This is a genomic window from Pantoea sp. EABMAA-21, assembly GCF_030053335.1.
Classification (GTDB): Bacteria; Pseudomonadota; Gammaproteobacteria; order Enterobacterales; family Enterobacteriaceae; genus Pantoea; species Pantoea communis.
Genome location: NZ_JASGBX010000013.1, coordinates 25,918 through 45,838, shown reverse-complemented (window position 1 = coordinate 45,838; position 19,921 = coordinate 25,918). Strand labels below are relative to the sequence as shown.

Below are 19,921 nucleotides of genomic sequence, written 5' to 3'. Positions count from 1 at the left end.
ACTTGTTTAGAGTACAGCGACAATCGCTTCACAGAGCGCAGACATATTGTCTGGCGTCATCCCGGCCACGTTCACGCGACCAGAGTTAACGGCATACACGCCGAACTCGTCACGCAGGCGCACAACCTGATCTTTGGTCAGGCCGCTAAACGAAAACATGCCATTCTGCTTAATGATAAAGCTGAAGTCCTGTTTCGCGCCTTTCTCTGCCAGGGTATTCACGAACAGCTGACGCATGCGCTGGATGCGCTGACGCATGTCTGTCAGCTCCTGCACCCAGATGGTACGCAACGCGTCGTTACCGAGGATGGTGGCGACCACAGCGGCACCGTGTGACGGTGGGTTAGAGTAGTTAGCACGGATGCTGTATTTCACCTGGCTAAAGGCGGTTTTCGCGACATCGCTGTTGGCGGCAACCAGCGTCAGTGCACCGACACGCTCGTTGTACAGGCCAAAGTTCTTAGAGTAAGAGCTGGCAACAATCAGCTCCTGATGAGACGCGGCGAAAATACGCAGGCCCTCGGCATCTTCATCCAGGCCACGTGCAAAGCCCTGGTAAGCGAAGTCGAACAGCGGCAGCCAACCTTTTTCCTGGGACAGCTTCGCCAGCTGTTGCCATTGGTCCGCGGAAGGATCGACGCCAGTCGGGTTGTGGCAGCAGCCGTGGAAAAGAACCACGTCGCCGGCTTTGGCTTCCTGCAACGAAGCGACCATGCCTGCGAAATCGAGGCTATGGTTGGCCGCGTCGTAATACTGGTAATCACAAACTTCCAGACCCGCCGCGTTGAATACGTTTTTGTGGTTCGGCCAGCTAGGGTTGCTTACCCACACACGCTTCACATTGGTCTGCGTCGCGAGGAAATCCGCAGCGACGCGCAATGCACCGGTGCCGCCTGGAGTTTGTGCTGTGCACGCGCGGCCCGCTGAAATCAGCGCGCTCTCTTTGCCGAACAGCAATTCCTGAGTGCAGCGAGCAAAGTCGGCCAGACCATCAATGCTCAGATAATTTTTGGTGGTTTCATTTTCCAGCAGATACTGCTCAGCTTTTTTAACACTGGTGAGTACCGGTGTTTTACCGGTTTCATCTTTATAGACACCAATGCCAAGGTTGATTTTATTCGGGCGGTCGTCGGCGCGAAACAGGTCAGCCAGTCCCAGAATAGGATCGGCGGGTGCGGCAGAGATCGATTCAAACATGAGTCAGTTCCGTTTGGGTGAACTTTAGCGAAATGAGCTATCAGGTTAGCGTCAGATGATACGCTTGCCAACCGCTGACATAAAAAAGAAATAAGCCGCGTGTATAAAGTAGTGGCGCTAATTGAGAAGCTGATCACTGAAAAGCAAAACGGAGCCCGAAGGCTCCGTTTTTAGGCGATACACATATCTAATCGAGAGATTAGAACTGGTATACCAGGCCTACAGCAACTACGTCGTCGGTAGCCAGACCCAGAGGGTTGTTGTCATCCAACTGGTTGATTTTGTAATCAACGTAGGTAGCCATGTTTTTGTTGAAGTAGTAGGTTGCGCCCACATCGATGTATTTAACCAAGTCAGCATCGCCGATACCTTCGATGTCTTTGCCTTTAGACTGGACATAAGCGATGGATGGACGCAGACCGAAGTCGAACTGGTACTGGGCAACAACTTCAAAGTTCTGAGCTTTGTTAGCAAAGCCAGCAACAGATGTGTTGGTACCTGCGATGTTTACTGTGCCAGAGATAGGCGTTGAGTTACGGGTTTCACCGTACATAGCAGCAAGGTAGATGTTGTTTGCATCATACTTGATAGCAGTTGCCCAGTTTTCAGCACGTTTACCAGCGCCTACACCAGTTCCAATTGCTTCGCCTTCGCTGTAAACAGTACCTGCAGCCTGAGCATTAGTACGATCGCTGCTGCTATAAGCTCCAGCAAAACCTAAACCGATTGGCGAAGTGTAAGAAGTTGACAGACCATAGCCGTCACCGTTAGCACGACGGGTATCGTCACGGTCATTTTTGCCCTGGTACTGTACTGCGAAGTTCCAACCGTCAACCAGACCGAAGAAGTTGGTGTTACGGTAAGTCAGTAAACCGGTGCTACGACCGTTCATGAAGTTATCTGAGTAACCAGAGTCACCACCGAATTCTGGCAGAACGTCAGTCCAGCCGATTGCGTCGTATACAACGCCGTAGTTACGACCGTAGTCGATTGAACCTGCATCACCGAATTTCAGACCCGCGAAGCCCAGACGGGTTTTGTTACCGTCTTGCGCGTCAGAACCTTCAGAGTTGTTCGCCTGAACGTTGTATTCCCACTGGCCGTAACCGGTCAGCTGGTCGTTAATCTGGGTTTCACCCTTGAAGCCAAAGCGAACATAAGTCTGATCGCCGTCATCGCCAGCGTTGTCAGAGAAGTAGTGCAGACCAACAGCTTTACCGTACAGATCCAGTTTGTTGCCGTCTTTGTTATAGATTTCTGCTGCGTTTGCTGCGCCTGCAGCTAACAGAGCAGGGATAACCACTGCAAGAATGTTGCGCTTCATCATTTTTTATTACCCTCATTGGAGTTATTTGGACATCTGCCACTGCCGTCAAGAAACCTTTACGGGAACCTTGAAAGAAGTTTGATGTCTCCTGTGTCTGCACGCATCTTTCCATCACAGGGTTGCTATTTCTAGCCCGAAAATGATTCAAATCTCGCAATTACGTATCAAAAAGAAATTTTGTATTACAATTTGTAAAATATCGGGAACTTTGTGAGAGAACTCAAAATTTACAAAAATAAAAAAAGGCCGGCTAGGCCGACCTCGTTATATATATGAATTACTTATATTTAATCGCGAATTTTAGAAATTAGCGTTACGTGGAGTACGTGGGAAGGGGATAACATCCCTTACATTTTGTACGCCGGTGACATAGGCAATTAATCGTTCAAAACCCAATCCAAAGCCAGCATGTGGCACGGTGCCGTAACGACGAAGGTCACGATACCACCAATAATCTTCTTTATTCAGACCCATTTCAGCCAGACGCGCATCTAGTACATCCAGACGCTCTTCACGCTGTGAACCACCGATGATCTCGCCAATGCCCGGCGCCAGGACATCCATCGCTGCAACGGTTTTGCCATCTTCATTCATGCGCATGTAGAACGCTTTGATGTCTTTCGGATAGTTCTTCACCACCACCGGCGCTTTGAAGTGTTTCTCCGCCAGATAACGTTCGTGCTCGGAGGAGAGATCCACACCCCATGACACTGAGTTCTCAAACGTCTGACCGCTTTTCAGCAGAATGTCGACGGCATCGGTGTAGTCTACCTGGGCGAAATCGGTTGTGACAAAACGTTCTAAGCGCGCAATCGCATCTTTGTCTACGCGTTCAGCAAAGAACGCCATGTCGTCAGCACGCTCTTCAAGCACCGCCTTGAACACATACTTCAGCATGGCCTCAGCCAGTGCAGCAGCGTCGTCAAGGTTAGCGAAAGCGACTTCCGGTTCCAGCATCCAGAATTCCGCTAAGTGACGGCTGGTGTTGGAGTTTTCTGCGCGGAAGGTCGGGCCAAAGGTATAGACTTTTGACAATGCACAGGCATAAGTCTCAGCATTCAGCTGGCCAGAAACGGTCAGGAAGGCTTCTTTACCAAAGAAATCTTTGTCGTAGTCAACTTTGCCCTGCGGATCGCGCGGCAGGTTTTCCATGTCCAGCGTAGAGACGCGGAACATCTCGCCCGCACCTTCTGTATCCGATGCGGTGATCAGCGGGGTAGAAACCCAGAAATAGCCATTTTCGTGGAAGAAGCGATGCAGCGCCTGCGCCAGAGTATGACGTGTACGCGCTACGGCACCGACCAGATTGGTGCGCGGACGCAAGTGTGCGACTTCACGCAGGTATTCGATACTGTGGCGTTTTGCCGCCATGGGATAGGTATCCGGATCGTCTACCCAGCCGGTGACTTCTACGTTGGTCGCCTGCAGTTCAAAGGCCTGGCCTTCGCCCGGTGATTCCACCACTTTACCGGTGACAATCACAGAACAGCCCGTGGTCAGACGCAGCACTTCATCCTGATAATTATTCAGAGAATTATTGACGACGGCCTGAACGGGATTAAAGCAGGAACCGTCATAAACGGCGATAAAGGAAAGACCGGCTTTGGAATCTCTTCGGGTACGCACCCAACCACGTACGGTGACCTCACTGTCAACCGCGACACGGCCGTGCAGTACATCCGCTACAGGCACTACGCTCATAAATATCTCTCTATATATAGAAGTGGATAAAAGCCCCATTTCGGGGTTTTGCTATGTTACTTGCGAGCCATCAGGAAACAAGCAATTTTGCAGGGGAAAAAGGGAGATTTGTTGTGAAAGAGCAGGGTGCGGGCACCCTGCATCCATGATTAGCTGGCTCTTTTCACCAGCGGGAGGTCGAATGCTTTACGCAGGGCGCGCACGAAGGCTTTGTCCTGGCAGATAGTTTTGCCTGGGCTGTCAGAGAGTTTCGCCACCGGTTTGCCATTGCAGCTCACCAGTTTAATCACGATGTTCAGTGGTGTGACGCCAGTAATATCGCAGGTCAGGCGCGTACCAATGCCAAATACCACGTTGGCGCGTTGACCAAAGTGACGATATAACGCCAGCGCTTTATCCAGATTGAGGTTATCTGAGAACACCAGCGTTTTACTCTTCGGATCGATATCCAGACGCTGATAGTGCGCAATGGCTTTTTCACCCCACTCCACGGGATCTCCCGAGTCATGGCGCAAACCCTGATAGCGATGGGCAAAGCCCGGGCCGAAATCACGCAGGAAGGCATCCATGGTGATGCAGTCTGTCAACGCGATACCGAGTTGGTCATCATACTCATCCAGCCAGGATTGCAGCGCCGCGCGTTGGCTATTCGCCAGCACCGGGCTGATCTGTTGATGTGCCTGGAACCACTCATGGGCCTGAGTGCCCACCGGATTAAGCTGCAAGCGCCGGGCGAGATCGTAATTGCTGGTGCCCACTAACCACGGGAATTCCGCTTTTAACGTACTGACGATCGCTTCCTGAACCGCTTTGGAGTAGCGGCGACGGGTACCAAAATCCATCAGCTGGAAGCGAGACATATCGAGATCGCCCACCTGCTGACGGAAATCGACCAGCTTCTGCTGCAATTGAGTGACCGCTTGTTCCACACCGATCTCCGGTGTGCGATGGCGATGCACCACTTCACTGATCAGCGCCAGCAGCGGCACTTCCCAAAGAATAACTTCGCGCCATGGCCCGCTGATCTGAATAGACAAACGGCCATTCTCATTGCGCACCCTGACCTGAGAGGGATCAAAGCGGAATTGGCGCAGCCAGTTGAGGTAATCGGATTCAAAGAAAGGTAAGCCGCTGAGATAGTGATATTCGTTGTCGCTCAGGGCAAGGGAGGGCAGCGTATCGAGTTGCGCGCGAATTTCATCGGCATACTGGCCGAGCAATTCATCGCCGCGACAACGAAATTCTGCCGTTACCGGGACATCGTAGTAACGATGATAAACGGCCTGCTGCATATGAAGCTTATACGCATCGGTATCAAGCAGCGTGGTCAAAATCGGGGAAGCATGTCCAGTCATGGTGCGTTTCAGCATCCTCTTCCGCGGAGCAGAGCCCGGTGTCAACAAAGTCATAAAGACGCAGGAGTATAAAACAGTAATGACCGCGATCACACCATAATTGCGGGTGGCAGGTCGAGGGTCATTTGTGCCATTGTTAATGAATTGTAGCCTTTTGCACGAAGGCACGCATTGTGCGTGGCAACGAAGGCACAACCCGCTTAGACTTTGACGGGTCAACATATTAACGATGCGAGAAGGACTTATGACGCAACAGCCGCAAATCAAATATCGCCACGACTACCGTGCGCCGGATTATACCATCACCGATATCGACCTGACGTTTGACCTCGATGCCTCCAGCACACGCGTGACGGCGGTGAGCCAGGTGAAGCGTCTCGGTGCTGCGGATGCCGAACTGCGTCTGGATGGCGAAGACCTCACGCTGGTGTCGCTGGCGGTGGATGGCCATCCCTGGTCACACTATCGTGAAGAAGAGGGCGCGCTGGTCATCAGCCAACTGCCCGACAACTTTACCCTGACCATAATTAATGACATCCATCCGGATACCAACACCGCGTTGGAAGGGTTGTACAAGTCGGGTGATGCACTCTGTACCCAGTGTGAAGCTGAAGGCTTCCGCCATATCACCTGGTATCTGGATCGCCCGGACGTGCTGGCGCGCTTTACCACCACCATCATTGCCGATGCGGCAAAATATCCGTTCCTGCTCTCCAACGGCAATAAGTTAGAGAGCGGTCGTCATGAAGATGGTCGCCACTGGGTGAAGTGGCAGGATCCGTTCCCGAAACCGTGCTATCTGTTTGCGCTGGTGGCGGGCGATTTCGACGTGCTGCGCGACAGCTTTACCACGCGTTCCGGCCGTGATGTGGCGCTGGAGATCTTCGTCGATCGTGGCAATCTCGATCGTGCCGACTGGGCGATGACCTCTTTGAAAGCCAGCATGAAATGGGATGAAGAGCGCTTTAACCTCGAATATGACCTCGACATATTTATGATCGTCGCGGTGGATTTCTTCAATATGGGCGCAATGGAGAACAAAGGCCTCAACGTCTTCAACTCCAAATATGTGCTGGCGAAAGCCGAGACCGCCACTGATAAAGATTATCTCGGTATTGAGGCGGTGATTGGTCACGAATACTTTCATAACTGGACCGGTAACCGCGTCACCTGCCGTGACTGGTTCCAGCTCAGCCTGAAAGAGGGCCTAACCGTGTTCCGCGACCAGGAGTTTAGCTCTGACCTGGGCTCGCGTGCGGTTAACCGCATCGACAACGTACGCGTGATGCGCGGCGCACAGTTTGCCGAAGATGCCAGCCCAATGGCGCACCCGATCCGCCCGGATCAGGTGATCGAGATGAACAACTTCTATACCCTGACGGTGTACGAAAAAGGCTCTGAAGTGATTCGCATGATGCATACTCTGCTCGGCGAAGCCAATTTCCAGAAAGGCATGCAGCTCTATTTTGAGCGTCACGATGGTAGTGCGGCCACCTGCGACGATTTTGTTCAGGCGATGGAAGATGCCTCCAATGTTGATTTGTCACAGTTCCGTCGCTGGTACAGCCAGGCGGGTACACCGGTGCTGACGGTGCGTGATGACTACAATCCTGAGCTGGAGCAGTACACGCTGCACGTGACACAACACACGCCACCAACGGCCGAGCAGAAAGAGAAGTTGCCGCTGCATATCCCGCTGGATATTGAACTGTACGACAACGAAGGCAAGGTGATTCCGCTGCAGCATAACGGCCATCCGGTGCATCATGTGCTGAATGTCACCGAGGAGTTCCAGACCTTTATTTTCGATAACGTGCACTTCCAGCCAGTGCCTTCGCTGCTGCGTGAATTCTCGGCGCCCGTGAAGCTCGATTATAAATGGAGCGATGCGCAGCTCACCTTCCTGATGCGCCACGCCCGCAACGATTTCTCGCGCTGGGATGCGGCGCAAAGTTTGCTGGCGACTTATATCCGTCTGAATGTCGCGCGCCATCAGCAGGGACAACCGCTGTCGCTGCCGTTGCACGTGGCGGATGCCTTCCGCGCGGTGTTACTGGAAGAGCAGGGCGATCCGGCGTTAACCGCGTTGATTTTGTCACTGCCTGGCGAGAATGAAATCGCCGAGCTGTTTGACGTGATCGATCCGCTGGCGATTTCTGCGGTGCGTGCGGCGCTGGTGCATGCGCTGGCAACCGAACTGAGCGATGAATTGTATGCTGTGTATCTGGCGAATCAGAGTCACGAATACAAGGTTGAGCATGCGGAAATCGGCAAGCGTGCACTGAAAAATGTCTGCCTGAGCTATCTGGCGTTCGCCGATGTGGAGCAAGCAGATAAACTGGTACAGGCGCAGTATTATCAAGCCAACAACATGACGGATGCGCTGGCCGCGCTCTCGGCAGCGGTGTCAGCGCAGTTGCCGTGCCGTGAAGCCTTGCTGGCCGCCTACGACGAGCGCTGGCATCAGGATGGTCTGGTGATGGACAAATGGTTTGTGCTGCAGGCCACCAGCCCGGCGGACAACGTGCTGAGCAAGGTGCGTGAACTGCTGAACCACCGTTCCTTTACCATGGGTAACCCGAACCGCATCCGCTCGCTGATTGGGGCTTTTGCTGCCGGCAATCCTGCGGCGTTCCACGCCAAAGACGGCAGTGGTTATCAGTTCCTGGTGGAGATGTTGACCGATCTCAACACGCGTAATCCACAAGTGGCGGCGCGTATGATCGAGCCATTGATTCGTCTGAAACGTTATGATGCCGGTCGTCAGGCATTGATGCGTAAGGCGCTGGAAACGTTAAAAGGTCTGGATAAGCTGTCGGGCGATCTGTACGAGAAGATCACCAAAGCGTTGAATGCCTGATAAGGTGTAAGCCGCATCACGATGATGCGGCTTTTACTGAATTCACCGCCACTTCCTCTGGTTGCGTGGAGTAACAGTGGCAATATCCCGCTCGACTTCGACTAACGCTGCTGAGCGAATTTCAGCGGCTGATCTGCCGGACTGCGCTTCATCACGCGATCCAGCACTTCTGCTTCCAGCTCCGCCAGACGCGCCGATCCGCGGCGACGTGGTCGCGCGAGATCCACGGTTAAATCCAGCCCAATCTGTCCCTCTTCAATCAGCAATACACGATCGGCCATCGCCACCGCTTCACTGACATCGTGGGTGACCAGCAGCACGGTAAAGTTATGCTGTTGCCATAATGATTCGATTAATCCCTGCATCTCAATACGCGTCAGTGCATCCAGCGCTCCGAGGGGTTCATCCAGCAGCAACAAACCGGGTCGATGAATCAACGCGCGAGCCAGCGCCACGCGCTGTTTTTGCCCACCCGATAGTGCCGCTGGCCACTCGTTAGCGCGATCGGCTAAACCCACCGCCTCCAGAGCTTCCAGTGCGGCAGCCCGCCATTCACGCCCCTTTAAACCCAGACCCACATTATCGATAACTTTTTTCCACGGCAGCAGACGTGCATCCTGGAACATGAGACGTGTGTCTTCGCGTGCTTGCGCTAACGGCGCAGTGCCTGCCAGCAGCTCACCGCGCGAAGTGGATTCCAGTCCCGCCAGCAGGCGCAGCAGGGTGCTTTTACCGCATCCGCTGCGGCCCACCACGGCAACAAACTGCCCGGCAGGGATATGCAGATTGATATTGTTGAGGATGGTGCGGTCGCCATACTGCTTACTGACGCCGTTAACGCCAACGGGGTTGCCGCTGTTCAGACGCGACGGGCTCAAAGTTGCGTTGCTCATGCGTTCTCCTTCAATTGATAAGCCGGATGCCAGCGCAGCCATACGCGCTCCAGCAGTTGAGCGGCGACATCGGCCAGTTTGCCGAGCAGCGCATAGAGAATGATGGCGACCACCACCACATCGGTTTGCAGGAATTCGCGTGCGTTCATCGCCAGATAGCCAATGCCAGAGTTGGCCGAGATTGTTTCAGCCACAATCAGCGTCAGCCACATCAGGCCGAGGGCAAAGCGTACGCCGACCATGATCGAAGGCAGCGCACCTGGCAGAATCACCTGAATAAACAGACTCCAGCCAGAAAGACCATAACTGCGCGCCATCTCCACCAGACCACGATCGATATTACGGATGCCGTGATAAGTGTTGAGGTAAATCGGGAATAAGGTGCCGAGTGCCACCAGGAAAATCTTGGCTGACTCATCGATGCCGAACCAAAGAATCACCAGCGGGATTAATGCCAGGTGCGGCACGTTGCGCAGCATCTGCACAGAGGTATCCAGCAAACGTTCGCCCACGCGTGAGGTGCCGGTGATCAAGCCAAGCACCAAACCGATCGAGCCGCCAATGGCAAAGCCGATCGCCGCACGCCAGCCACTGATGGCGAGGTTTTGCCACAGTTCACCACTCACCGTCAGCTTCCAGAACGTAATAATGATGTTTTCCGGTGATGGCAGAATACGTGTTGAGAGCCAGCCCACCTGAGAGGCAAGCTGCCACACCGCAACCAGCAGCACCGGTAAAGCCCAGGGCAGTAGGGCATTACTCAGCTGTTTTTGAAACTTTGCCATCCTGAACTCCTTAGCTCTGAGACACTTTCTGCGGGGTGAAATCATTGGCTACCGCTTCACCGTGCGCTTGCACCACACGAGGTTTCGGCACTTCTGGGATGGCCAAATCAAGGTGTGGGAACAGTAGCTCACCGACACGATAGGCTTCTTCAAGATGCGGATAACCTGAGAGAATAAAGGTCTCGATGCCGAGGTCGCTGTACTCCTGCATACGTGCAGCCACGGTTGGGCCATCGCCCACCAGCGCAGTACCGGCACCGCCACGCACCAAACCCACGCCTGCCCACAGGTTCGGGCTGATCTCCAGCTTGTCACGGCGGCCACCATGCAGCGCAGCCATGCGCTGTTGTCCGACAGAATCGGTACGGGCAAAGGCCGCCTGCGCTTTGGCAATAGTGGCATCGTCAAGATGAGCAATCAGGCGATCCGCTGCCTGCCAGGCTTCTTCATTGGTTTCACGCACGATGACGTGCAGACGAATGCCAAAGCGCACTTTACGGCCCTGTGCCGCCGCTTTGGCACGCACTTGATCAATTTTCTCTTTGACTAATGCCGGAGGCTCGCCCCAGGTGAGATAAACATCGACCTGCTCAGCGGCGAGATCCTGCGCGGCATCGGATGAACCGCCAAACCACAGCGGTGGACGTGGCTGTTGTACCGGTTTAAACATCAGGCGTGCACCGCGCACTTTGACGTGTTTACCCTCGTAATCCACGGTTTCACCTTCTGAAACGCGACGCCATACGCGGGTGAACTCCGCTGATTCTTCATAACGCTCCCGATGATCGAGGAACACGCCGTCCCCCGCCAGCTCTTCAGGGTCGCCGCCTGTGACCAGGTTAAACAGCGCGCGCCCGTTGGACAGACGATCCAGCGTCGCGGCCTGGCGCGCTGCCTGCGTCGGTGAAATCACGCTTGGACGCAGCGCCACCAGAAAGCGCAAACGTTGCGTCACCGGAATCAGTGACGCGGCCACCAGCCAGGCATCTTCGCAGGAGCGGCCGGTGGGGATCAGCACGCCGCCAAAGCCAAGGCGATCGGCGGCCTGAGCAATCTGCTGCAGATAACCGTGATCGACAGGACGCGAACCTTCGGCGGTGCCAAGATAGTGCCCATCACCGTGGGTGGGAAGAAACCAAAATACGGATATGCTCATGATTCAATTCCTTATGGCTGGGCGGACTGTGGATGCCAGATGCGGTCAGTGATGTTCACTTTTACCGGCATCAAATGATTGGCATAAAACAGGTCGGCCGTTTGCTGTTGGGCCTGCGCAGTATGTGCGCTGACCGGCGTAATCGTGGTGGGTGGACGATGGTCGAGATAGCTGGCAATCACCGGCTTGGGTAAGCCCATCGCTTGTGCCAGCAGATCAATACTTTGCTCGCGTTGGCTGCGGGTGAGCGCGTCAGCATCGCTGAAGGTTTGCAGCACTTGCTGGATAAATGGACCGTTGGCTTCGGCATATTTGCGTGTGGCTAAATAGAAGGAACCGGTCTGGTTGAGCTTGCTGCCATCAGCCAGTACGCGCACGTTGCCTTGCAGTAAGGCGGCAGAGTAGTAGGGATCCCAAATAGCCCAGGCATCGACATCGCCCTGCTGGAAAGCGGCTCGCGCATCGGCGGGGGTCAGATAGGTGGGCTGGATATCTTTAAAGCTCAGGCCAGCCTGCTCCAGCGCACGCAACAATAAGTTGTGTGAACTGGAGCCCTTCTGAAAGGCCACTTTATGACCTTTCAAATCGGCAACACGCTTAATCGGGCTGTCTTTGGGCACCAGAATCACCTCAGCCTGAGGTTTCGGTGGTTCGGAACCGACATACAGCAGATCCGCGCCTGCTGCCTGGGCAAACAGCGGTGGAATATCACCGGTGCTGCCTAAATCAATGCTATCGACATTCAGCGCCTCCAGCATCTGCGGGCCCGCGGGAAATTCAATCCATTTGATCTGGGTATGGGGGAAACGTTGTTCCAGCATCTGGTGAGATTTTGCTAACACCATGCTCACCGAACCTTTTTGATACCCCACACGCAATTGCGCCGGGGCATCAGCGGCAACGGCGTTGGCACTCAGGGCAAATAGCGCAGCAAAGGCTGGCAGCAGTAAACCCGTAAACATCCTTTTCATGATTCTTCCTTTATACCGCTTGAGCGTAAGGTTGATGGCGACGATGCAGTGCATGCCAGAAGGTGTCGAGCGCATCATCAATGCGATCGGCCAGTTGTTGATCCAGCTCTGGCTGGCGGTCGTAATTCACTATTTGCGTATCGGTGGCAAACACCCCATGCAGCACTTCCTGGGCTTTCAGCGCATTCAATACCGGCTTGAGCGCGTAATCCACGGCCAGTAAATGGGATGCACTACCGCCGCTGGCCAATGGCAACACCACTTTGTGTTCCAGGGCACGTTCTGGCAGTAAATCAAGCAGGGTTTTCAGCGCACCCGAAAATGAAGCTTTATAAATAGGGGTGGCAACAATCAGTCCGTCCGCCAGCGCCAGGTCGGCTTTCAATGCGTTGAGGGCTGGGGAGTCAAAGCGCGCATAGAGCAGATCGTCCGCCTGAAAGTTGTGAATATTCCAGGGAATGACTTCAACACCGCGTGCTTCCAACGCGTGTTGGCAAAGGCTGAGCAGTGCAGTAGAGCGCGATGGGAAGCGAGGGCTGCCCGCCAGCGTAATAACTCGCATGGTCACTCCTTATAACTGAAAGTTATTGATTATCTGAAATTGAGAACTGATACGTTCAATACTGGCAGAGCGCGTGCGCGGGTATAAATGATTTATCTGGCAAACTTAAGCCGAAATATGGGATTGGCGGGGAGGAGATGTTAGTGAAAGGCATGCCGTGTTCTGGGCTAAGGATATTCTGAAAACTCAGTGAGGTGAATGCTTCTCACTTAAGCACGGGCGTGAGTATCACTCAGGGGAATGATTAATTTGGATGAAGTTTCTTATTAATAGAGTGTTTGAGAGAGAAAATGAAGGATGAATGAATCTTTCAAACGATAAAAGAATATTTTTCTTTTACGAATGAAAGAGTAGTGGGGGAGCGAACAGTCCGAAGTGTTTTTTTTGAGCGGCAAGTCATTTCAGGAGGGGTGTTTCACTCTGGTAAATAATGGATTGATTCGTGATTAAGTGTTTCTAAAAGCGTACAAACATTAAAAATAAGGCATGCCTTACTCCTGTTTTGGCTAAAAATCGTTATCTTTATTCTCGATGCTTTAGCCCTGGTACAGAAAGTTTTAACAATTAAGATTAGGGTGACGTCTGGAAGGCCGATAAAAAATGAATTCTCTGCCCTTAGCCTGTTTATAATCTGTTGAGATTAATTGCGCTAAAAATCTTCATCAGCTTGTCTGTTATTTTTTACTTGAGCATTTCATTGGGAAAGGTTCAGGTTTTCATCTTTTATTGGGGATATAAAATATGGAACGCTTTTCTCCGGATCACGATGTGTCTGGCCCAGCGATGAACGCAGGGCTAGAAGATCGATTGCTATCAGATTTAACCCTTCGCTGCTATGAGCTCCAATCGGTTATCACCTCTCAACGCTTTAATTTGGTCAATACAGACCCTGACAGGATTGCAGGTTTGAATGAGGATGACTTCTTACTGTTTGCACCCGCTGGCTTTACGCCTGCAGTCGCACTGTTGCTGGAGGTCGCTAAATGCAACGATCAGCGTCCTGAGCTGAACTGTTTTATCCAACCTCTGTCCCCTCAGCACACCCTTAAAACGGGATTGCAGTCTTCATTACAACTCTTTCAGCAGTTACAGACCGGGCAGCATTGGTGCCAACATTACCTCGTCATCCTGCGTGTTGCGCTTGTTTACGCCGCAACACCTTTGAATCGCATGCGGGATGTGATGCTTGCTGGGTTGATTAATACGGAGTCCGTCTGGGTACTGGATACCTTAAATAGCGCCAGTGACGAGAAAGAGTGTGCCACGTTAAGCTATCAACAGTTTATGCAAGAGTATGAAAAATTGACCCGAATGACGCATTATCTGCCTGAAAGGAATGCTTATCGGCAAAGTTATTTAAGGGGCGGATTATTGAACCTGATTCAGCAGGACTTAAATCATACAGACAAACTCTCTGATAATGTGCGGCACGCCATTCACTATTTCTCAGAGCAGTTTCCTGCACAGGGTGTCATGGAAAAACTCATGTTGAAACAACCGGACATCTATTTCAATCTGATGAAAGTCAGAAAAACCTCTGTTGTATGAGACCAACGTTGGTTTTAAGAATTAGTCCCGTGTGCGCCGAGCTTTTTTTATGCCACGCTAATTCTCCTTGAGAAAAAACTGACACCAAAACACTTATGTCGATTAAACGTAACGCGATTGCCAACTATGTTGGCCAAATCTATCTGACGCTGTCAGGTATTTTGGTGGTACCACTTTATATTCAACATTTAGGAATGGAAGCCTACGGTCTGGTCGGCTTCTTTTCTATTTTATTGACGTGGTTACAACTGCTGGATGCCGGGGTTTCTACTACCTTGATGCGTGAAGCTGCGCGCTATCGTGCCAATCAAGCCGAATTTGTCTGGTTCCCGGCGCTGTTTGCCACCTTGACGCGATTCTTTCTGATTTCAACGCTAATCCTTGTGGTACTGGGTTGGATTGCCACGCCGTGGATTGCCGCTCATTGGCTCAATGCGCAACATCTGCCAGCCAGGGATGTGGTGATTGCGGTTGGCATTATGGTCATTACCGCGGCCATACGCTGGCGTACCAGCCCGTATCGTAGCGTGATTGTCGGATTTGAACATCAGGTCTGGCTAAATGGCGTTAACCTGATCATCACCACATTGCGTACTTTTGGTGCCGTGGTGGTGATTCAGTTTTTCCCTAACCCTGTGCTGACCTTCTTTATCTGGCAATTGCTGGTATCGATTGCCGAAGCGGCATGCTGTATTTACAAATCCTGCCAACTGGTCCCACGTTCCGCGCGCAAAGAGAAGCGTGATGACCTGAAAGGAGTATTGCGGCCCTTTATTCGTTTTGCGCTCAGCGCGGCCTACTCCAGTGCGGTCTGGACCTTTATTTCACAGATTGACCGACTGGTCCTGTCCAAAACCCTGCCGCTGAGCCAATACGGTTCGTTTACCGTGGTGGCGACCGCGGCTACCGGCATCCTGCTGCTCAGCAGCCCGATCATGCAGGCGATTGTGCCGCGCATGACCGGCATGAAAACCCGTAATGAAGGCGATGCGGAAGCGCTCAAACTCTATCGCTATACTACTCAGGCCGTCGCGATATTTATGGCGCCGCTCAGTATCACCATTGCCTGTTATGCCGGACCGCTGCTTTGGGCCTGGACCCAGAAAACCCAGATTGTTGATGAGATGTCATTTGTGCTCAGTCTTTACGCGCTGGGCAGCGGCATTCAGGCCATCTGTGGCCTGCTGTATCACCTGCAATACATCAACGGCAATCTCAAATTGCATATGCAAGGCTTCAGCGTGTTCGCATTGATTTTGGTACCGCTCAACATCTGGTGCGCGATGCATTTTGGCGCGCTGGGTACCGGATGGTTGTGGCTGGGGCAAAACATCTTCTATTTAGTGGGTTGGGCATGGCTGGTACACCGCCGTTTCGCGCCCGGTCTGCATTTCACCTGGCTCACGCGTGATGTGATGTTGATTTGGGCGGCATCCGCGCTGATGGCCTGGTTAAGCACCTTCTTGCCTATCGACTGGAATCAAAACCGTTGGATCAACCTGCTGTGGTTAGGCCTGATTGGCGCAATCAATCTTGGTGTGTGCTGTTTGCTGCATAGCCTGGTGCTAAAGCGCCTGCGCTTGCCGTTATTCAATGTTGAGGAGAGAGGATGAGAATGTTGACATCTCGCCGCGTGCCGACCGTTTCTGTCATCGTGCCAAACTGGAACTGTGCCCCGTGGCTGCCAGAGGCGATGGGTTCGTTGTTACGTCAATCATCACCGCCCGATGAGATCATTATCATTGATGACGGTTCAAGTGATAGCAGTGTGGCCTGGCTCACCGCTTTCGCTGCTGCGCATCCGCAGGTCACTCTGCTGAGCGGTGAACGCGGCGGCGTCAGCGCCGCGCGTATGAAAGGACTCGCCGCAGCCACCGGTGATTTTGTCTATTTCATGGATGCGGATGATTTCGTTTCGACTGAACTGTTTGCTGATTTTCGACGGGTACAGGCCAGGCATCAGGAAATTGATCTGTTCTGTTTTGGCGCGAAGATGTTTCTTGATCTGCCTGTGGCGCAGCGCCAGTATCAACGTATTCATCAACGTCATGTCAGTGGTTTATTGCCCGGGGGCAGGGCAAGTCTGCACATTTTGCTGCAACACCAGTCGGCACATCGCGTGGTGTGGAGCTCGATCATGTCGCGACGTTTAATCGATCAGCTGGCGTTGCAGTTCCTTCCCATTCAGAACCACGAAGATGCGCCCTGGATGTTTGCGCTCTATATGGCCGCGCGTCAAATCTACTGCACCAGCCAAAGCTACTACTACAAGCGCTTCATGCTCAGTTCATTGTCCCAGAGCACGCGTGACTTTTCGTGGGTAAAAAATTACTTCATTGCGCGACAAAGCAGCGAGCAGTTTTTACGCGACCAGCAGCAACCCGTTGATGAGTTGTTGTTGGATGATTACTACCAGACGGTGATGAAGGGCTGTCTCGCGCAAATCCGTAAAAATCACATGACCGTGCCCAATGAATGGCAGGCTCCGGTGAATCAAGTGGTAAGTAAGATGCTGCAACAGGATGCGCGCCTGAAGCTGCTGTGGTATTGCCCGTCGATTTACCTCGGATTGCAAAATGTTCGTGAACAAGTCGGGCGCTATTCTGCACGTCGCTGACCGTGATCAATTCTCCCGCTGCTGATTAAATTTACTTTTGCGCCAGAGGCCTTTACCATTCTGGCGCACAAATTTCCGTGCACCCGACTTCTTCGCTTCCGCCATTCAGGAGAGTGCATGTTATATCCTATCGTCCGGCCGGCGCTGTTTAAGCTCGATCCAGAGCGTGCGCACGAACTCACCTTTCAACAATTACGTTTTATCAGCGGAACGCCGCTGGAAGGACTGATTCGCCAGTCGCTGCCGTCACGCCCGGTGACCTGCATGGGATTGACTTTCCCTAACGCGCTGGGGCTTGCTGCAGGCCTCGATAAAAACGCAGAGTGCATTGATGCCTTTGGTGCGATGGGTTTCGGCTTCGTGGAAGTCGGGACGGTGACGCCACGTCCACAGCCTGGCAATGATAAGCCGCGCATGTTCCGTCTGGTGGAAGCGGAAGGGATTATTAATCGCATGGGCTTTAATAATCACGGCGTCGATCACTTAGTCGAGAACGTTAAAAAAGCGCGTTTCAAAGGTGTCCTCGGTATCAATATTGGCAAAAATAAAGATACGCCAGTGGAGCAAGGCAAAGACGATTATCTGATCTGCATGGAAAAGGTGTATGCCCATGCCGGTTATATCGCCATCAATATTTCATCGCCAAACACACCTGGATTACGCACGCTGCAATATGGCGAAGCGCTGGACGATCTGCTTTCGGCGATCAAATTAAAACAAAAAGAGCTGCAGGAACGGCACCTTAAATATGTGCCGGTCGCGGTGAAGATCGCGCCGGATCTTTCTGAAGAAGAATTGATCCAGGTTGCCGACAGTTTGGTGCGCCATGAAATTGACGGTGTCATTGCCACGAATACCACGCTCGATCGTGCTTTAGTTGCTGGACTTAAATATGCCGATGAGATGGGTGGATTAAGTGGCCGTCCGGTACAGTCACGCAGCACTGAAGTGATTCGCCGCTTGTCGCAAGAGCTGCAAGGTCGCTTACCTATTATTGGCGTCGGTGGTATTGATTCACTGGTTTCCGCTCGTGAAAAAATGGCCGCAGGGGCCACATTGGTGCAGATATACTCTGGCTTTATTTATAAAGGCCCAGGTTTAATTAAAGATATCGTGACCCATCTCTAAGACATTTCCCACTTTCCCGCGCCGGGGGGTTTATTTATCCCTTCGGCTCGTTTATATTTTGTCCTGCTGATGTTTTTTTCAGCTTTTCCTTAGAGCTTTATTTTTTCATTGAGCGCCATTTAGCGCAGCGATTAACCACAGGGCACATCATGAAAATCAAACCTGATGATAACTGGCGTTGGTATTTTGACGCAGAACACGATCGTATGATGCTGGATTTGGCCGATGGCATGCTATTTCGTTCGCGCTTCTCGCGTAAAATGCTGACACCGGATGCCTTTAATGTCAGTGGTTTTTGTGTCGATGACGCTGCCCTGTATTTTACGTTTGAAGAGCGTTGCCGACAGAGTGGATTAAAAGGCGATCAGCGCGCTGAATTAGTCTTAAACGCATTAGTGGCGAGTCGTTTTTTAAAACCGCTGATGCCAAAAAGCTGGCATTTCACCAGCCATACCCAGAGCTGGCAACCCGCATCAGGCGATATGGTAGCCGTGACGCTGGCCGATAGCGGCGAACAGGCGCAATTGCTGGTGGTCGAGAGCGGCGAAAATGCGGCGTTGTGCCTGCTGGCGCAAAATACATTATCGGTAGCCGGTAAAGGTATGCAGTTAGGCGATGCCATTAAGATCATGAACGATCGTTTGCGGCCGCATCAGCAGGAACAAAACGCCCACTTTGCGCGGGCGGTTTAAGCGTTTAAGCCAAAACAATATCGCCTGCGGGAATACAGCTACAACTGAGAATCGTTCCGTCTGCGCGCACTGCGCTCTGTTTCAGCGCTTTCACTTCGCCCGATACCAGCGTCACCTTGCAGCTACCACATATCCCGGCACGACACGAGTAGGGAATGCGAAAGCCCTGCATCTCCAGTTGTTCGAGTAGCACTTGCTGGTTGTCGCCGGTAAATTCACTGCCCTGATAGCCAATGATCACTTCTGCCTGTTGGCTGGCAGCCGGTTTGAGGGTTTCCACCACCGCGCCCGCTCCGTAAGCTCGCGGTGTCTGACGAGCCAAAACCGTGAGCTCATCGCCGACGCGGATCACGCCGCTGTTGCGGGCGATCAGATTCAGACCGAAATCGATATCTCCGCTGCCGTCCTGACCGCTGCGGAAACGTTGTAACGTGGCCAGGGGTTCACCTTCGGGATGTTTGCGCCCGCTTTCGGTACCCACGGTGGTGAATACACAGCGGCTGCAGGGCTTGGGCATATCAAAAACAATCTCGCCGATTTTAACTTGCTTCCAGCTGTCTTCATCCCATGCGGCTGCGCCGCTGACCACCAGGTTAGGGCGGAATTGCTCAACGCGAACGCTGGCCGGGCAACGCTGCTGCAGATCCTGCAGTGACGACATATTCACCAGCAGGAAGGGAAAACCATCCGCGAAACTCAGCGATACCTCATCAAATTTTTTCACCCGTCGCGTGGGAGCCACACCGGTCCAGCGCAATTGCACCGGACGCGGAAAGAATTCACTCAGCCAATCATTGATTTCGGCGGGCGCAATATGCGAGGTGAAATGATTCCCCCAAACTTCAGTGGGTGACAATTGTGCCGTGAAATCGCTGAAGCGAATTAACGCCTGGCTGCCATCCGGGGCATTTAAAAATAAGCCATCGGGTAACAGCGCAGGAGTAAAACGCACCATGTCCGGATACTGTCGCGCAGTAATAAAAGTGCCGTCCAGTTCGGTCACCATGAAGATGCGATCAAACGCCAGACCACTCTCCAGCACCAGTGCATGAGACAGTTGCAAACCGTGCATCGATTTGACCGGATGAATATAGAGGCGAGAAAGCGTAATCATCGAAACTCCAACAGG

16 protein-coding genes are annotated in these 19,921 nt (G+C 52.7%); 6 read left to right on the top strand and 10 right to left on the bottom strand.

All coding sequences use genetic code 11. From position 1 onward, the window contains the following. Positions 1 to 6 precede the first annotated feature (6 nt). From QMZ65_RS18270 to pncB, 4 genes are all read right to left on the bottom strand, one after another. The gene (locus QMZ65_RS18270) at positions 7 to 1,197 is read right to left on the bottom strand and encodes an amino acid aminotransferase (protein ID WP_034820516.1); all 1,191 of its coding nucleotides are present in this window, start codon (positions 1,195 to 1,197) and stop codon (positions 7 to 9) included. Between the two features lie 199 nt (positions 1,198 to 1,396). Then, the gene (gene ompF, locus QMZ65_RS18265) at positions 1,397 to 2,524 is read right to left on the bottom strand and encodes a porin OmpF (protein ID WP_283216468.1); all 1,128 of its coding nucleotides are present in this window, start codon (positions 2,522 to 2,524) and stop codon (positions 1,397 to 1,399) included. Positions 2,525 to 2,824: 300 nt separating this feature from the next. Then, positions 2,825 to 4,225: an asparagine--tRNA ligase gene (gene asnS / locus QMZ65_RS18260; RefSeq protein WP_160832437.1), complete on the bottom strand. Its 1,401-nt coding sequence runs from the start codon at positions 4,223 to 4,225 to the stop codon at positions 2,825 to 2,827. A 149-nt stretch (positions 4,226 to 4,374) separates the two neighbouring features. Then, on the bottom strand, positions 4,375 to 5,580 hold the full coding sequence (gene pncB, locus QMZ65_RS18255) for a nicotinate phosphoribosyltransferase (RefSeq protein WP_166932039.1): 1,206 nt from the start codon (positions 5,578 to 5,580) through the stop codon (positions 4,375 to 4,377). 244 nt (positions 5,581 to 5,824) lie between these two features. Between pncB and pepN the strand changes: the two genes are divergently transcribed. Continuing rightward, the gene (gene pepN, locus QMZ65_RS18250; protein ID WP_283216467.1) at positions 5,825 to 8,440 is read left to right on the top strand and encodes an aminopeptidase N; all 2,616 of its coding nucleotides are present in this window, start codon (positions 5,825 to 5,827) and stop codon (positions 8,438 to 8,440) included. Positions 8,441 to 8,541: 101 nt separating this feature from the next. On the opposite strand, the gene ssuB is transcribed toward pepN, so the two are convergent. Genes ssuB through ssuE form a run of 5 tightly spaced genes read right to left on the bottom strand, consistent with a single transcriptional unit; the run spans position 8,542 to position 12,807 of the window. Continuing rightward, on the bottom strand, positions 8,542 to 9,333 hold the full coding sequence (ssuB, locus tag QMZ65_RS18245; RefSeq protein ID WP_283216466.1) for an aliphatic sulfonates ABC transporter ATP-binding protein: 792 nt from the start codon (positions 9,331 to 9,333) through the stop codon (positions 8,542 to 8,544). Continuing rightward, positions 9,330 to 10,118 (bottom strand): aliphatic sulfonate ABC transporter permease SsuC, encoded by a 789-nt coding sequence (ssuC, locus tag QMZ65_RS18240; RefSeq protein WP_034820490.1) that lies wholly within the window; start codon positions 10,116 to 10,118, stop codon positions 9,330 to 9,332. Before ssuC ends, ssuB begins: the two co-directional genes overlap by 4 nt. 10 nt (positions 10,119 to 10,128) lie before the next feature. Then, positions 10,129 to 11,274, bottom strand: coding sequence for an FMNH2-dependent alkanesulfonate monooxygenase (gene ssuD, locus QMZ65_RS18235; protein ID WP_283216465.1), 1,146 nt, complete (start codon positions 11,272 to 11,274; stop codon positions 10,129 to 10,131). An 11-nt stretch (positions 11,275 to 11,285) separates the two neighbouring features. Beyond that, positions 11,286 to 12,245 carry a sulfonate ABC transporter substrate-binding protein gene (locus QMZ65_RS18230; RefSeq protein ID WP_160832441.1) on the bottom strand — a complete coding sequence of 320 codons (960 nt, stop codon included), beginning with the start codon at positions 12,243 to 12,245 and terminating at the stop codon, positions 11,286 to 11,288. Positions 12,246 to 12,255: 10 nt separating this feature from the next. Then, complete coding sequence (gene ssuE, locus QMZ65_RS18225) at positions 12,256 to 12,807, bottom strand: NADPH-dependent FMN reductase (RefSeq protein WP_097119308.1); 552 nt, start codon at positions 12,805 to 12,807, stop codon at positions 12,256 to 12,258. Between the two features lie 741 nt (positions 12,808 to 13,548). On the opposite strand from ssuE, the gene QMZ65_RS18220 reads away from it, so the two are divergent. The 5 genes from QMZ65_RS18220 to QMZ65_RS18200 all read left to right on the top strand — a co-directional run bounded on the left by QMZ65_RS18220 (position 13,549) and on the right by QMZ65_RS18200 (position 18,792). Then, positions 13,549 to 14,355 (top strand): hypothetical protein, encoded by an 807-nt coding sequence (locus tag QMZ65_RS18220; RefSeq protein ID WP_283216464.1) that lies wholly within the window; start codon positions 13,549 to 13,551, stop codon positions 14,353 to 14,355. 95 nt (positions 14,356 to 14,450) lie between these two features. Further along, complete coding sequence (locus QMZ65_RS18215; RefSeq protein ID WP_034820480.1) at positions 14,451 to 15,968, top strand: lipopolysaccharide biosynthesis protein; 1,518 nt, start codon at positions 14,451 to 14,453, stop codon at positions 15,966 to 15,968. A gap of 2 nt (positions 15,969 to 15,970) precedes the next feature. After that, positions 15,971 to 16,972 carry a glycosyltransferase family 2 protein gene (locus tag QMZ65_RS18210; RefSeq protein WP_249221621.1) on the top strand — a complete coding sequence of 334 codons (1,002 nt, stop codon included), beginning with the start codon at positions 15,971 to 15,973 and terminating at the stop codon, positions 16,970 to 16,972. Positions 16,973 to 17,089: 117 nt separating this feature from the next. After that, the gene (pyrD, locus tag QMZ65_RS18205) at positions 17,090 to 18,100 is read left to right on the top strand and encodes a quinone-dependent dihydroorotate dehydrogenase (protein WP_034820474.1); all 1,011 of its coding nucleotides are present in this window, start codon (positions 17,090 to 17,092) and stop codon (positions 18,098 to 18,100) included. 149 nt (positions 18,101 to 18,249) lie between these two features. Beyond that, the gene (locus QMZ65_RS18200) at positions 18,250 to 18,792 is read left to right on the top strand and encodes a cell division protein ZapC (RefSeq protein ID WP_034820471.1); all 543 of its coding nucleotides are present in this window, start codon (positions 18,250 to 18,252) and stop codon (positions 18,790 to 18,792) included. A gap of 4 nt (positions 18,793 to 18,796) precedes the next feature. Here the strand turns inward: QMZ65_RS18200 and QMZ65_RS18195 are convergent, their stop codons facing one another. Continuing rightward, positions 18,797 to 19,906, bottom strand: a complete 1,110-nt coding sequence (locus QMZ65_RS18195) for a YcbX family protein (RefSeq protein ID WP_283216463.1) — start codon at positions 19,904 to 19,906, stop codon at positions 18,797 to 18,799. Positions 19,907 to 19,921 lie beyond the last annotated feature (15 nt).